Origin of the sequence: Chenggangzhangella methanolivorans (assembly GCF_042648545.1) — a bacterium.
In the GTDB taxonomy this organism is placed as follows: Bacteria; Pseudomonadota; Alphaproteobacteria; order Rhizobiales; family Methylopilaceae; genus Methylopila; species Methylopila methanolivorans.
Map to the genome: position 1 here is coordinate 647,173 of NZ_JBHRXS010000003.1, position 13,609 is coordinate 660,781.

A 13,609-nucleotide genomic window follows, 5' to 3' on the forward strand; every position below is an offset into this window, starting at 1 on the left:
ATTCATCGCGCCTGAGCAGTTGATTCGCACACATTTCGGCCACGACCTTCTCAATGAGTTTTAATCGGACCTTCAACGCGCCTTAATGAGAAGTTGTTAAACTGCGGACACTGAGCAGTTTGGTTTCCGTGTGGCACAACTACGTTCAGTCGCAGATCTGTGATCGCTCATTACGCAGCGGTGCTCATTTTTTAGTTTGTCACGAGCGCGTGAGTTCGGTTGTCAGCCGATCATTTTCGGCAAACTCTCATCATGCCTTGTGCAGTGCGGGAACACTTCACGACCATCCAAACCCTCTCAAGGAGCCGCAAATGGCCGACATCATCCACGCCGCGTCGCGTTTTCAGGGCGAAGTCTTCAGCCGCGACAGCGCTCTCTACGAGCGTCTTGCCCGCGAAGGACAGAGCCCCCACGCCCTCGTCATCGCCTGCGCCGACAGCCGCGTCGCGCCCGAGCACCTCACTCAGGCGCGCCCCGGCGAGATCTTCGTGACGCGCAACGCCGGCAACATCGTGCCGCCCTTCGCCCAGATGAACGGCGGCGTCTCCTCCGCCATCGAATACGCCGTGGTCGCGCTCGGCGTGACCGACATCGTGGTCTGCGGCCACTCCTGCTGCGGGGCCATGAAGGCGCTGCGCAACCCCGCCAGCCTCGAGCCGATGCCGAACGTCGCCGCCTGGCTGAAGCACGGCACCGCCGCCCAACGCATCGTCTGCGAGGCTTATCCGGCCGACATGGACGAGGACGAGGCCGTCAAGGCGCTCGCGCTCGAGAACGTGCGCGTGCAGATCGACCACCTGCGCACCCACCCGTCGGTCGCCGCCAAGCTCGCCCGCGGCGAGCTGCGCCTCCACGGCTGGTATTTCGAGATCGAGACGGGACGGATCCTCGCGCTCGACGGAGACGCCAACGAGTTCCTGCCGATCATGGGCGACGACGCGCCCGTGGCGGTCGCGCCGGCGCCTCGCGCCTCGACCCTCTCCGTCGCGGCCGAATAAGGAGAAGCTCCCATGAAAATCGGACCTGTCTCCGCCGGCTTGCCGGCCACCCTTTCGCGCGACCTTCTGAGCCGGGATCTGCCGGCCTCCATCGTGGTCTTCATGGTCGCGATTCCGCTTTGTCTCGGCATCGCGCTCGCGTCGGGCGTCCCGGCCGAGCTCGGCATCATCTCGGGCGTCGTCGGTGGCGTTCTCGTCGGCCTGATCGGCGGCGCGCCGCTGCAGGTGTCCGGCCCGGCCGCCGGTCTCGCCGTCATCATCTTCGAGATCGTGCGCGAGCACGGGATCGCGGCGCTCGGGCCCATCGTGCTCGCCGCCGGCGCGATCCAGGTCGTGGCCGGCATGCTCGGCCTCGGCGCGTGGTTCAAGGCGATCTCGCCCGCCGTGGTGCACGGCATGCTCGCCGGCATCGGCGTGCTGATCGTCGTCGTCCAGCTCCACGTGCTGATCGACGCCGCGCCGCTCCCCAACGCGCTGCAGAGCCTCATCGCGATTCCGCAGGCCTTCGGCGACGTCGTGAGCCTGTCGACGCCGCAGGGCGCGACCGCGCTCGCGGTCGGCCTCGCCACCATCGCGGTGATGCTCGGTTGGGAGAAGTTCCGGCCGGCCAAGCTGAAGGTGCTGCCCGGCGCGCTCGTCGGCGTCGTGGCGGGTTCGGCCATCGCCGAACTGCTGGCGCTGCCGATCAAGCACGTCGCGGTCCCCGAGGACGTGTTCGCCAACGTCTTCGCGCTGCCGGGCCTGTTCGAGTTCGGCCAGCTGGCGAGCCCGAGCGTGCTTCTGGCAGCCCTTGTGATCGCCGTGATCGCGAGCGCCGAAACGATGCTGTCGGTCGCCGCTGTCGACAAGATGCACGACGGGCCGCGCGCGAAGTACAATCGCGAGCTCGGCGCGCAGGGCGTCGGCAACGCCGTCTGCGGGCTCTTCGGCGCGTTGCCGATGACGGGCGTGATCGTGCGCTCCTCGGCCAATGTGCAGGCGGGCGCCAGATCGCGCTGGTCCGCGATCCTGCACGGGCTGTGGCTGCTCGCCTTCGTCGCGGCGCTGCCGCAGGCGCTTGAGCTGGTGCCGACGGCGGCGCTCGCGGGCATTCTGATCGTCACCGGCTGGCGACTGATCCAGTTGGAGCACGCCCGCGGCCTGTTTCAGCGCCACGGCGCGCTGCCGGCGGCGGTGTGGGCCGCGACGCTGATCCTTGTCGTGGCGGTCGATCTCCTGACCGGCGTCCTCGTCGGCCTGGCGCTCGCGATGGTCGAGATCGTGCCGCATCTCAGGAAGCGCTATCTCGTCGTCCATACCGGCGAGGAGAAAGACGGCTCGGTCTCGGTCCGCCTCGCGGGCTCGGCCACCTTCCTGCAGCTGCCGCAGCTCGAGAAGGCGCTGGCGGACGTGCCGGCGGGCACCGACGTGAAGCTCGAGACCCGCCGACTCGACTACATCGACCACACCACGCGCGAGATGCTGACCGAATGGGCGGACCGCCGGTCGAACGGCGGCGGCGCGCGCGTCCACCTCGAACGACCCTCCGCGCGCCACGAGGAACGGCTCGCGGCGGCGCTCGCTCAGCCTGAAAGGTAACCCCTCGTTGCGCCGGGACCCTTGCGCGGTCCCGGCGCCTTCGCTACGTCGAGCGTCTTGAGTACGGGAGACGCCGATGACCTACGTGGTCACCGATAACTGCATCCGCTGCAAATACATGGACTGCGTCGAGGTCTGCCCCGTCGACTGCTTCTATGAAGGCGAGAACATGCTCGTCATTCACCCCGACGAATGCATCGACTGCGGGGTGTGCGAGCCGGAATGCCCGGCCGAGGCGATCAAGCCGGACACCGAGCCTGGGCTCGAATCTTGGGTTAAGCTTAACGGCGATTACGCCCGCACGTGGCCCAACATCACCATCAAGCGCGACCCCCCGGACGACGCCAAGGAGTTCGACGGCAAGACCGGCAAGCTGGAGACGTATTTCTCTCCGGAGCCCGGCGAAGGCGACTGACGCGGCCTCTGGGCTGCGCCGCCGGGCATGCGCCGTCAACCGCGCTCTGATTGATTTTTAAGACCGTTCGTGTTACATACGACACAACGGTCGAACACGACGCCGCACCGTCCGTCCTGTGACGGAATCTTTCGGCACTCATTCTGGAACAAGCGATTTTCCGCAGCCGACGGCGTCGGACGGGAAGCCTCTTGCGCTGTCGAAAGACTTGAACGCCCGCTCGCCGCGGGCGCTCGCCTTGCGCGCCTTCCGACCGGAGCGCCGGCCCTTTTGGCCGGATCAAGTCGATGCTCCGGACGCTTCTGTCCGGCGCGGCAAGGAGTGCGGACCGGCATGACCACCAAGAAAACGTCGCAGGGCAAGCAGGGCTTCAAGACCGGAGAGCACGTGGTCTACCCGTCGCACGGCGTCGGCCGCATCGTCGCGATCGAGGAGCAGGTGATCGCCGGGCATACGCTCGAGCTGTTCGTCATCAACTTCGAGAAGGACAAGATGACCCTGCGCGTTCCCGTGGCGAAGATTTCTTCGGCCGGCATGCGCAAGCTTTCCGAGCCGGACCTCGTCGCCAAGGCGCTCGAGACGCTGACCGGCCGCGCGCGCGTGAAGAAGACCATGTGGAGCCGCCGCGCCCAGGAATACGAAGCGAAGATCAACTCCGGCGACCTCATCTCGATCGCCGAGGTGGTCCGCGACCTGTTCCGCGCCGACACCCAGCCGGAGCAGTCCTACAGCGAGCGCCAGCTCTATGAGTCGGCCCTCGACCGCATGATGCGTGAGGTCGCGGCCGTCCAGAAGCTGTCGGACATCGAGGCCCAGAAGCTCATCGAGGCCCAGCTCGCCAAGGGCCCGCGTCGCGGCAAGGCCGAAGAGGCCGAGGCCGAGGCGGACTCCGAGGGCGAGGCCCAGGACGAGGCGGCCTGACAAGACCCCTCTTTCTTCGAACGACGAAGCCCGGCGCCTGCGCCGGGCTTTTTCGTTTCAGCTCCCGGCGCGCGATCGACACAGCTTGCGCCTTGCCGCCACCGCATCGTGGCGACGAGCGCCGATCGGTCGGGCCGTCGCTCGCATATCTGTCAGCCGACCTCGCCGTCATCCGCGCCGAAGAGGCGGAATGGGGCGTCTGACTCCCAGCTGATGGGCGGTCGACGAAACCAGCCGCCGGACCGGCGTTGCGTTCGGCGATCTCCGACTGCGCGGCGTCTTGACCTTGACGTTCGAAAATGACGGTCGACGTGTGGGTCGCATCCCGACGCCGACAAGGCCTTGAAACGCTTGATCACGAAACCGTGATCGCGATTCTCCATTTTTCGTCCGTCCTTTTTGGCTCCCCGCGCGTTGGAGATGGGTGAACGTCGTCCACCGGCGGCGTCCGAGGGGAGTTGCAAAATGTCCCAAATGGCCGGCGTCCGCCGTCGTTTCGTTCGCGCCGCGATGGAGGCGCCGTTTCTGGAACGGGACGAAGAGCATCAGCTCGCCGTGCAATGGAAGGACGACAAGGACGAGCAGGCGCTGCACCGACTGGCCGCCGCTCATATGCGGCTGGTGATCGCGATCGCGGCCCGCTTCCGTCACTACGGCCTGCCGATGCCCGACCTCATCCAGGAGGGACATGTCGGACTGCTGGAGGCCGCCGCCCGCTTCGAGCCGGAACGCGAGGTGCGCTTCTCCACCTACGCCACCTGGTGGATCCGCGCCGCGATCCAGGACCACATCCTGCGCAACTGGTCGATCGTGCGCGGCGGCACCAGCTCCGCCCAGAAGGCGCTGTTCTTCAATCTGCGCCGCCTGCGCGCCCGCCTGTCCAAGAACGGCGAGCCCATGGCCCCCGGCGTCCTGCACGGCAAGATCGCCGAGGCCGTCGGCGTTTCGGTGAACGACGTGGCGCTGATGGATTCGCGCCTGTCCGGTCCCGACATGTCGCTCAACGCCCCGATGATCGACAGCGACCCGAACTCCTCCTCCGAACGCGTGGATTTTCTCGTCGACGGCGCGCCGCTGCCCGACGAGACGGTCGGCGACTCGATCGACACCGAGCGTCGCGTGCGCTGGCTCCGCGCCGCGCTCAGCGTGCTGAATGAGCGGGAACTGAAGATCGTGCGCGCCCGCCGCCTCGCCGAAAGCGCCGTGACGCTCGAGGCGCTCGGCGAAAAGCTCGGGATCTCCAAGGAACGCGTCCGCCAGATCGAGAACCGCGCGCTGGAAAAGCTCCGCCGCGCGCTGGTCGAGCGCCATCCGCAGGAAGCGATGGGCGTCGCCGCGCACTGACGGACCGGCGGCCCGACGCCGCACAGGTTTAAAAGCCCCGGTCGCCGCAAGCGGCCGGGGCTTTTTCATGCGCGCGTCCGGTCCTTCGGAAAAGCGGAGGCTTCTCCACCGTCGTCCCCGAAGACCCGGGATGGCGGCTGAACCGCCCGTCTCGCGATCGTCAGGCGACGAAACGGCGCCAGGCTTCAGGGATTGGCGGGCGGCGCTGGCGAGGTGGAGGCGCTGCGCCAGGCCGAAAAGGCCTCCTGGAACGCCTGCGAGCCCGGCGTGCCCTTCTCAAGCGTCAGCACGGCGCGGCGGCCGTTGTCGTAGAGGATCGGGATGTCGATCCAACCGCGGTCGCGCAGCAACTGCTCGTTCACCGAGCGCTCGGTGTCCATGTTCGACAGGCCGATCAGAAAGAAGCCGCTCGTCACCCGCACCGACAGGCCGGAAACCGCCGCGCCGCGGGCCGCCTCGTCGGCCTTCATCAGCACGCCCGGCACGTTGGAGATGCCCGCGTTCGGGAAGTCTTCCGGCAGGGTGAACTGGATCTCGATCGTGTGGCTCGCCGGCAGCGTCGCGTCGGCGTTGCGGCGGATCGTCAGCGTCGCGCGCAGCTTGCGGCCCGGGATGTCGATGTCGCCGCGCAGCGCGGTCTCGAGCGCCTGGTCAGGGCCGCCGCTCACCGATTCGGTGCGCCACGTCACCGTGCCCTGCGAGGCCTCGCCGGACTGCTGGTTGGGCCCTTCCTCGTAAAGAACCGCGCGCTGGGCGACCAGCGGACCGGCCTGGCCGGCGTCTTCCTGCGCCGGCTGGGCGGGCGTCGCCGGCTGGGCCGCGGGCGCGGCCTCGCTCGGCGGCGGCGCGGTCGGCTCGGGGGCGCGGGCGACGTCCTGCTCGGGCTGGGCCGCGGGCGCGGACGGCTCCGCCTGCGGGGCGGGCGTCTCGGCGCCGTCCTGCGTCAGGCGGTCGGAGGCCTTCTCATCGCTCGTCGCGGCGGGCGGCTCGGACGTCTGCGGACGCTCGGCCGTCTGCTGCGTGGACGGGGTTCCGCCCCCGAACAGCGCCGCGATCTGGCCGCGGGCGGCGAACAGCCCGGCGCCGACCGCGATGACGGCGAGCGCCGCGATCGCGACCATCGGCCCGGAGCGCTTCGTCCCCTGCTGGTCGCGCGCGGCGGCGCCGGACTGGATGATGGGGCGCCCGTCGGCGCGCACGGAGGGGCGCGACTGGGCCGGACGGTCGGCGGCGGCATCCGGCGCGGGCTTTTCGCGGCGTGGTTCGGGCTTCGGCGCGGTGGAGGCGGAGGGCCGCGCCTCCGCCGCGTTGGCGGGCGGCGGCGGAGCGGAGGGGCGAGGCGGCGGAGCCGGGGCGCGCGGCGCGGCGGGAGCCGCGGCGGCGGACGCAGGCGCGCCGGCCCCCGTCTCGATCCGCCGGATCGCCTCTTCGAGCTGCGACTGCTCGCGACCGATGTCGTCTTCCGACAGCGGCGGCTCGATCGCCCTTAGCTGACGCGTGATGGCCGCCCGCGCGCGTTCATAGACGGCGCGGCGCGCTTCGGGCGTGTTGTTCTCGAGTCCCGCGACGGCGCGCGAGAGGACTGGGAAATAGTCGGCCATAGATCACGACATAAGCCAGCGCCCGCTCTGCGTCGAGGGCGAGAAAGCCACGGGGGTCAGGGTATTCCCGAAGGTTTTTCTTCAGTCCTCGAAGGGATCGGCGACGAGGATGGTGTCTTCCCTTTCCGGCGAAGTGGAGACGAGCGTGATCGGACAGCCGATCAGCTCCTCGACCCGGCGGACATATTTGACCGCCTGCGCCGGCAGCGCGCCCCAGGAACGGGCGCCCGCGGTGGTGCCCGACCAGCCTTCGATCGTCTCGTAGATCGGGCGGATCCTCGACTGCGCGCCCTGGCTCGCGGGCAGCCGGTTGATGGTCTGGCCGTCGAGCTCGTAGCCCACGCAGACCTTGATCTCGGACAGCCCGTCGAGCACGTCGAGCTTCGTCAGCGCGATGCCGTCGATGCCGGAGATGCGCGCCGTCTGGCGCAACGCCACAGCGTCGAGCCAACCGCAACGGCGCGGGCGGCCCGTCACGGTGCCGAACTCGTGACCGCGCTCGCCCAGGCGCCGGCCGATCTCGTCGGTGAGCTCGGTCGGGAACGGCCCCTCGCCGACGCGGGTGGTGTAGGCCTTGGCGATGCCGAGCACGTAGCCGACCGCGCGCGGGCCGAGGCCCGAGCCCGTCGCCGCCTGGCCCGCGGTGGTGTTGGACGAGGTCACGAACGGATAGGTGCCGTGGTCGACGTCGAGCAGCGCGCCCTGCGCGCCTTCGAACAGGATGCGCTGGCCGGCGCGCACGCGCTCGTCGAGGATCTCCCACACCGCCTCGACGTAGGGCAGCACCTTGGGAGCGGCGCTCGCGAGTTCTTCGTAGATCGACTCGCGGGTGAGCTCCTCAAGGCCGAAACCGCGGCGCAGCGCATTGTGGTGGCTGAGCAGCCGGTCGATCTTCGGGCCGAGCGTCGGCAGATTGGCGAGGTCGCGCAGGCGGATGGCGCGGCGGCCGACCTTGTCCTCATAGGCCGGGCCGATGCCGCGCTTGGTGGTGCCGATGCGGGTGCCCTCGTTGGAGCCCTCGCGCAGCGCGTCGAGCTCGCGATGGACCGACAGGATCAGCGTGGCGTTGTCCGCCACCTTGAGGTTCTCGGGCGTGATGGCGACGCCCTGGCCCTTCAGCTTCTCGATCTCGCTCGCCAGCGCGTGCGGGTCCACCACCACGCCGTTGCCGATGATCGAGAGCTTGTCGGGCCGCACCACGCCCGAAGGCAGCAGCGAGAGCTTGTAGACGTTCTCGCCGATGACGAGCGTGTGGCCGGCGTTGTGGCCGCCCTGGAAGCGCACGACGACGTCGGCTTTCTCCGACAGCCAGTCGACGATCTTGCCCTTGCCCTCATCGCCCCACTGGGCGCCGACGACCACGACGTTGGCCATGCGACCTCACCTTTCACGCAGCCCCTTCAGGGCGCGGACAATAAAAAACCCCGGCGGGAAGCGCCGGGGTCTTCCCGCGGCTTGCTAAAGGATCGGCGGGTGAGTGGCAAGGCTTCGACGGCGAGACTGCATGCGAAGACTTGCGTCGGCCGTTTCGCCGTTGCGGCGGCGGCCGCCAATCCCGATCTCTGCGGTCCGAACGGTCCCCCCGAGGTTCCCAGATGTCTCAAGACGCCGCGCCGCTTCCAGCCCTCTCGCTCGAGCTTGCGGAGCTCGCCGTCTCCGACCTCGCGCGCTCGGCCGGGTTCTATGAGCGGGCGGTCGGCCTCCGGCGTCTTCGCGAGACCGCGGACATGGTGGAGCTCGGCGGCGAAGGCGGGCGCCCGATTCTGCGGCTGACGGAAAGCCGCGACGCCCGGCCGAAGCCCGCGGACGCCGCCGGCCTTTTCCACGTCGCCTTCCTGCTGCCCGACCGCGCGGCGCTCGCCACCGCCTTCGCGCGCCTCGCCAACGCCGGCCTTCTCACCGGCGCCTCCGACCATCTCGTCAGCGAGGCGATCTATCTCGACGACCCCGACGGCCTCGGGATCGAGATCTATCGCGACCGCCCGAAGTCCGAATGGCCCTACGCCGACGGCCGGCTGAAGATGGCGACCGAGCCGATCGACCAGCGCGGCCTCGTGGCGGAGCTTGCGCGCGACGCAGCCCTCGACGCGCCGGCGCCGGCGGCGACGACCGTGGGGCATCTGCATTTCCAGGTCGGCGATCTCGACGAGGCGCGCGCCTTCTGGGTCGACGCGGTCGGTCTCGAGCTCATGACCACCTATCCGGGCGCGCTGTTCATGAGCGCCGGCGGCTATCACCATCATGTGGCCGCCAATGTCTGGCGGTCGCGGGGACGCAAGCCCGCTCCCGAGGATTGCGCCAGGCTCGCCTCCTTCGAGGTCACGATCCCGGCCGGGACGCTCGCCACGACGGCGACGAGGCTCGACGCAGCGGGAGTCGCGTTCGAAAGGCGCAGCGAGACGTTGCTCGCCCGCGAGCCGTCCGGCGCGATCGCCGTCATGCGCGAACCGGCGCGATGACTTCAGCACCAGGCAACAAATTTTCCAGAAACCGCGTTCAATCCGGCCCTAACCGTCACAACGGCCTTGGAAAATTGGACTGACTCCAAAATTGTAGACGGATTTATCGTTTGCAAAACTCGCCGTGAGGAAATAAATGGCTCTCATCGATTTTGCTGGCTGGTTGCAGCGTCGACAACAGACGCTGAAGATCTCTTTCAAATTCGGTTGAACGACGCGGGCGTTCCGCGCCGAAAATTATCGCCTTGAAAGGGCTCATCATGCCGGTCGGCACGGTCAAGTTTTTCAACGTCCAGAAGGGTTACGGCTTCATCGCCCCGGAAACCGGCGGCGGGGACGTGTTCGTCCACATTTCCGCGGTCGAGCGCTCTGGGCTGCACACCCTCGTCGAGGGTCAGAAGGTCTCGTTCGAGGTCGTGCAGGACAAGCGTTCCGGAAAGAGCGCGGCCGAGAACCTTCAGGCCGAGTGATCGGCCTCACACATCTCGCGCATCAAGGCCGGGGCGATCCCGGCCTTTTTGTTTTTGCGCCGCCCGTTAGCGGCGCTGACGCCATGTCTTTCATTGATTTCAAAAAATAGGAGATTTCATTGCTGGTTCATGTCCGCGACAACAATATCGACCAGGCTCTCAAGGCGCTGAAGCGCAAGATGCAGAAGGAAGGCGTGTTCCGTGAAATGCGGGAGCGCCGCGCATACGAAAAGCCGTCCGAGCGACGCAATCGCGAAAAGGCCCAGGCGATCCGTCGGGCCCGGAAGCTCGCCAGGAAGGCGGCCCAGCGGGAAGGCCTGCTGCCCATGCCCAAGCCCAAGGTGAAAGCGGCCGGGCGCCGCTGATCCGGACGGACGAACCGACGGACGCCAGAGATGGTGGGGTCGAGGTCATGGCGACGGATCGCGACATGACCGACCCCGTCTCCCTGTCGGCCCCGATCCCGGTGCTGCGGATGTTCGACGTCGACCGGACCCGCGCGTTCTATCTCGACTTCCTCGGATTCGCGCTCGATTGGGAGCATCGGTTCGAGCCGGACCTGCCGCTCTACATGCAGGTCTCGCGCTCGGGCGCGACGCTCCACCTCAGCGAGCATCACGGCGACGGCTCTCCGGGCGCGGTCGTGTTCGTTCCGATCGTCGGGATCGAGGCGTTTCGCGACGCCCTGCTCGCGAAGGGCTACGCCTACGCCCGTCCCGGCGTCGAAACCGCGCCCTGGGGCCGCGAAATGACGATCGCCGACCCATCAGGCAACCGCCTTCGCTTCTGTGAGCGACGCAAAGCCTAGGCTGTCTCGCGCTTGTCACGTCCTTAAAATCGGTCTAGCGCTTGGCGACTTCTCAACAGACTTGGAGCGTCGTGATGGTTGCGCGTGATGGGCGTCCGACCTGCTTTATTCACATCGGACCTCCCAAGACCGGCAGCAGCACGATCTCCCATTTCGTGGAAGGCAACGCCGAGGCGTTCGCCGAACAGGGCCTCTACGTTCCCAAGATGCCCGCGCTGAAGGGCCGGCCGATGAACGGCCACGGCATCTTCGCCAATGTCGACGAACTCGACGCGCGCGGCGAGCTGAAGCCCGCAGCCAAGCTGTGGCCGGAACTCGAAGAGATCGCGTCGCAGGGCCGTCAGAACATCGTGCTGACGAGCGAATCCTTCGCGCATGCGTTCCGCGACGGCGTGGTCCTCGACCGGATCCTCGCGTTCTTCGAGCGGCACGGCTACGCGGTCGTGATCATCGCCTATCTGCGCGACCAGCCGTCCTCGCTGAACTCGTCCTACGTCCAGAGCCAGAAGCGGCTCGTGAAGCGGATGACGTTCGAGGAGTTCGTCGACGAGGCGGCGCGCACCGGCAAGGTCGATCCGTGGCGCTATCTCGAGCACATCATCGACAATCCGCGGCTCACGCTTGACGCGGGCTGTTTCGAAACCGCGGTCAAGTCGGGCCTCGAGAAGGACATCTCCCGGCGCCTCGGCCTGCCCGACGAGTTCGAGCTCGCCTATCCCGAGGTTCGCAACCGCAACGCCGGCGCCAAGGCGGTGTTCGCGGCGCAGATGATCCTGCAGCAGATCGGCGACATCCGCGCTTCGAAACTTGCCGCCTACAAGAAGATCAACCGCCGCTTCAAGAGCCACTTCGAGGAGCGCGGCTGGACCGAGGCTCCTTATGTGGGCCTCGACCAGGATCTCTACGGCCGCATTCGAGACTACTACAGCGAAGGCAACGAACGGTTCGCGCAGCGCTTCTTCGGCGCGTCCTGGAAGGAGCTGTCGCCCGACCGCGACTACGCCAGGAAGGTGTTCGATCCGGCGACGGCCTCCGAGGAGGAGCTGGCGGAGATCGAGGAGGTCGTGACGGACATGGTCCGCATGATCCAGCGCCTCAACCGCAAGCAGCAGGCGGCCGCCGCGACCGCCGCCACCGCCGAGACCGACGCCGGCGCGCAGGCCATCGAAGACGCGCCCGATCCTCTCGAGGAGAAGACGCTCCGTGAGATGAAGCGAAAGCGCAACGCCCGCGCGGCGAAGGCCATGCAGATCATCGCCGAAGGCGAGCAGGCGGCGGAAGGGAAAGGCGACGCAAAGTCCGGCGGCGGCAAGGGACAGGGCGCCGGCAAGAAGGCCGGCCAGGGCGGCGCCGGCAAGAAGGCCGGCGGGGCCGGCAAGAAAGCCGGCCAAGGCGGGGCCGGAAAGGCCGGAGCGGGCAAAGGCGGCGCCGGGAAGGGCGCGGGCAAGGGCCAGAACAAAGGTCAGGGGCAGGCCGGGAAGACCGGCAAAGGCCAGGGCGGAAAGAGCGGCGGCGCCAAGACGCTGAACATGAAGGCGGGCGCAGGCGCCAAGGCTGGGGGCGCGGGCGCCAAAGCTGGGGGCGTCAAGGCCGGCTTGGCCAAGGCCAAGGGAGCCGACGCCGAAGGCGCCGGGAAAGCCAAAAAGGCCGGCGGCGACACCAAGGCTTCCGACCGGCCGCAGAACAAGGCTGCGGCGAAACAGGCCGGCGCCGGCGCCGCGAAGCGGTCGGCCGGCGGTCCGGGCAAAGCCAAGGGCGGGCCCGGAAAAACCCAAGCCGGACTTGGCAAGGGACCTGGCAGAGGACTTGGCAAGGGACTTGGCAAAGGGCCCGGCAAGGGCAAGAAAGCTCAAGCGGGCGAGTGACGCCTGCGGGCGCTTTCAGCGCCCATGGAAAGCGCCCCGGCGATTGCGAAAACGCCCGCGCGGAGACATCCGGCGCGGGCGTTCTTGTTCTTGTGCGCCGGACCCGCAAGCGGGTCCGGGCGATCACATCGCGTGGGCTTCGATCGCCGCGACGTTCTTGCGGACCGCGTCCTGAACCTTCTCGAAGGCCCGGACCTCGATCTGCCGCACGCGCTCGCGGGAGACGTTGAACTCGCCCGAGAGCTCCTCAAGCGTCAGCGGCTCGTCGGCGAGGCGACGCGCCTCGAAGATGCGCCGCTCGCGGTCGTTCAGCACCTGGAGCGCCTGGCCGAGCGCCGAGCGCCGGTTGTCGAGCTCCTGGCTGTCGGCCATGCGGGTCTCCTGGCTCTCGCTGTCGTCGACGAGCCAGTCCTGCCATTCCGAAGAGCCCTCGTCTTCGCGCAGCGGCGCGTTGAGCGAGGCGTCGCCGCCCAGGCGACGGTTCATGTCCACGACGTCGGTCTCGGTGACGCCGAGCTTTGTCGCGATCTGCTTCACCTGGTCGGGGCGCAGATCGCCTTCCTCGAAGGCCGAGATCTGGCTCTTGGCCTTGCGCAGGTTGAAGAACAGCTTCTTCTGGTTCGCGGTGGTGCCCATCTTCACGAGGCTCCACGAGCGCAGGATGTATTCCTGGATCGACGCGCGGATCCACCACATGGCGTAGGTCGCGAGACGGAAGCCCTTCTCGGGCTCGAAGCGCTTGACCGCCTGCATGAGGCCGACATTGCCTTCGCTCACGACTTCGCCAATCGGCAGGCCGTAGCCGCGATAGCCCATGGCGATCTTGGCCACGAGACGAAGGTGGGATGTGACCAGTCGATGCGCCGCGTCGCGGTCGCCATGCTCGCGCCAGCGCTTGGCGAGCATGTACTCTTCCTGCGGCTCGAGCATCGGGAATTTGCGGATTTCGTCGAGGTAGCGGCTAAGGCCGCCGTCGCTGACGAGAATTGGAAGTGCGGCTGACGCCATGATTCGCGCCTCCTTCGGCAAGGCCCCCGGCTTTCTGCGGCAGGCCCGGTTCGCGACCGCGGTAAGCCGATCGCTTGTGTGCACTATAACGCAATTCGCGGAATGCGCGCTCAGCGTTACGTGAGCGGCTGCCTTGCATCTC

General features: G+C 67.9%; 13 protein-coding genes. 10 read left to right on the forward strand and 3 right to left on the reverse strand.

Going from position 1 to position 13,609, the window contains the following annotated elements; genetic code table 11:
• Window positions 1–311 precede the first annotated feature (311 nt).
• The 5 genes from ACFOWB_RS03385 to ACFOWB_RS03405 all read left to right on the forward strand — a co-directional run bounded on the left by ACFOWB_RS03385 (window position 312) and on the right by ACFOWB_RS03405 (window position 5,256).
• Window positions 312–998, forward strand: a complete 687-nt coding sequence (locus ACFOWB_RS03385; RefSeq protein WP_261401319.1) for a carbonic anhydrase — start codon at window positions 312–314, stop codon at window positions 996–998.
• Window positions 999–1,010: 12 nt separating this feature from the next.
• Window positions 1,011–2,576, forward strand: coding sequence for a SulP family inorganic anion transporter (locus ACFOWB_RS03390; RefSeq protein WP_378145687.1), 1,566 nt, complete (start codon window positions 1,011–1,013; stop codon window positions 2,574–2,576).
• A gap of 76 nt (window positions 2,577–2,652) precedes the next feature.
• Entirely contained in the window at window positions 2,653–2,991 is a 339-nt protein-coding gene (gene fdxA / locus ACFOWB_RS03395; RefSeq protein WP_261401317.1) for a ferredoxin FdxA, read from the forward strand.
• A 333-nt stretch (window positions 2,992–3,324) separates the two neighbouring features.
• Window positions 3,325–3,912, forward strand: a complete 588-nt coding sequence (locus ACFOWB_RS03400) for a CarD family transcriptional regulator (protein ID WP_261401316.1) — start codon at window positions 3,325–3,327, stop codon at window positions 3,910–3,912.
• Between the two features lie 465 nt (window positions 3,913–4,377).
• A complete protein-coding gene (locus tag ACFOWB_RS03405) occupies window positions 4,378–5,256 on the forward strand; it encodes an RNA polymerase factor sigma-32 (protein ID WP_378145691.1) in 879 nt (292 codons plus the stop codon).
• A gap of 185 nt (window positions 5,257–5,441) precedes the next feature.
• Here the strand turns inward: ACFOWB_RS03405 and ACFOWB_RS03410 are convergent, their stop codons facing one another.
• Together ACFOWB_RS03410 and ACFOWB_RS03415 are read right to left on the reverse strand one after the other, a co-directional pair.
• Window positions 5,442–6,857, reverse strand: coding sequence for a hypothetical protein (locus ACFOWB_RS03410; RefSeq protein WP_261401315.1), 1,416 nt, complete (start codon window positions 6,855–6,857; stop codon window positions 5,442–5,444).
• An 81-nt stretch (window positions 6,858–6,938) separates the two neighbouring features.
• On the reverse strand, window positions 6,939–8,231 hold the full coding sequence (locus ACFOWB_RS03415) for an adenylosuccinate synthase (RefSeq protein ID WP_261401314.1): 1,293 nt from the start codon (window positions 8,229–8,231) through the stop codon (window positions 6,939–6,941).
• Between the two features lie 221 nt (window positions 8,232–8,452).
• Between ACFOWB_RS03415 and ACFOWB_RS03420 the strand changes: the two genes are divergently transcribed.
• The 5 genes from ACFOWB_RS03420 to ACFOWB_RS03440 all read left to right on the forward strand — a co-directional run bounded on the left by ACFOWB_RS03420 (window position 8,453) and on the right by ACFOWB_RS03440 (window position 12,459).
• Window positions 8,453–9,316 (forward strand): VOC family protein, encoded by an 864-nt coding sequence (locus tag ACFOWB_RS03420; RefSeq protein ID WP_261401313.1) that lies wholly within the window; start codon window positions 8,453–8,455, stop codon window positions 9,314–9,316.
• A 260-nt stretch (window positions 9,317–9,576) separates the two neighbouring features.
• On the forward strand, window positions 9,577–9,786 hold the full coding sequence (locus tag ACFOWB_RS03425) for a cold-shock protein (protein WP_261405753.1): 210 nt from the start codon (window positions 9,577–9,579) through the stop codon (window positions 9,784–9,786).
• Window positions 9,787–9,905: 119 nt separating this feature from the next.
• Window positions 9,906–10,151 carry a 30S ribosomal protein S21 gene (rpsU, locus tag ACFOWB_RS03430; protein WP_261401312.1) on the forward strand — a complete coding sequence of 82 codons (246 nt, stop codon included), beginning with the start codon at window positions 9,906–9,908 and terminating at the stop codon, window positions 10,149–10,151.
• Window positions 10,152–10,216: 65 nt separating this feature from the next.
• Window positions 10,217–10,594 carry a glyoxalase superfamily protein gene (locus ACFOWB_RS03435; protein WP_378145694.1) on the forward strand — a complete coding sequence of 126 codons (378 nt, stop codon included), beginning with the start codon at window positions 10,217–10,219 and terminating at the stop codon, window positions 10,592–10,594.
• 74 nt (window positions 10,595–10,668) lie between these two features.
• Window positions 10,669–12,459: a hypothetical protein gene (locus ACFOWB_RS03440; protein ID WP_378145696.1), complete on the forward strand. Its 1,791-nt coding sequence runs from the start codon at window positions 10,669–10,671 to the stop codon at window positions 12,457–12,459.
• 123 nt (window positions 12,460–12,582) lie between these two features.
• On the opposite strand, the gene rpoH is transcribed toward ACFOWB_RS03440, so the two are convergent.
• Complete coding sequence (gene rpoH, locus ACFOWB_RS03445; protein WP_261405752.1) at window positions 12,583–13,470, reverse strand: RNA polymerase sigma factor RpoH; 888 nt, start codon at window positions 13,468–13,470, stop codon at window positions 12,583–12,585.
• Between the last annotated feature and the right edge of the window lie 139 nt (window positions 13,471–13,609).

What these genes read in the sequence shown, in the direction of transcription:
- ACFOWB_RS03385 (WP_261401319.1), top strand. Translation starts at nt 312, where the DNA reads ATGGCCGACATCATCCACGCCGCGTCGCGTTTTCAGGGCGAAGTCTTC.
- ACFOWB_RS03390 (WP_378145687.1), top strand. Translation starts at nt 1,011, where the DNA reads ATGAAAATCGGACCTGTCTCCGCCGGCTTGCCGGCCACCCTTTCGCGC.
- fdxA (WP_261401317.1), top strand. Translation starts at nt 2,653, where the DNA reads ATGACCTACGTGGTCACCGATAACTGCATCCGCTGCAAATACATGGAC.
- ACFOWB_RS03400 (WP_261401316.1), top strand. Translation starts at nt 3,325, where the DNA reads ATGACCACCAAGAAAACGTCGCAGGGCAAGCAGGGCTTCAAGACCGGA.
- ACFOWB_RS03405 (WP_378145691.1), top strand. Translation starts at nt 4,378, where the DNA reads ATGTCCCAAATGGCCGGCGTCCGCCGTCGTTTCGTTCGCGCCGCGATG.
- ACFOWB_RS03410 (WP_261401315.1), bottom strand. Translation starts at nt 6,857, where the DNA reads ATGGCCGACTATTTCCCAGTCCTCTCGCGCGCCGTCGCGGGACTCGAG.
- ACFOWB_RS03415 (WP_261401314.1), bottom strand. Translation starts at nt 8,231, where the DNA reads ATGGCCAACGTCGTGGTCGTCGGCGCCCAGTGGGGCGATGAGGGCAAG.
- ACFOWB_RS03420 (WP_261401313.1), top strand. Translation starts at nt 8,453, where the DNA reads ATGTCTCAAGACGCCGCGCCGCTTCCAGCCCTCTCGCTCGAGCTTGCG.
- ACFOWB_RS03425 (WP_261405753.1), top strand. Translation starts at nt 9,577, where the DNA reads ATGCCGGTCGGCACGGTCAAGTTTTTCAACGTCCAGAAGGGTTACGGC.
- ACFOWB_RS03435 (WP_378145694.1), top strand. Translation starts at nt 10,217, where the DNA reads ATGACCGACCCCGTCTCCCTGTCGGCCCCGATCCCGGTGCTGCGGATG.
- ACFOWB_RS03440 (WP_378145696.1), top strand. Translation starts at nt 10,669, where the DNA reads ATGGTTGCGCGTGATGGGCGTCCGACCTGCTTTATTCACATCGGACCT.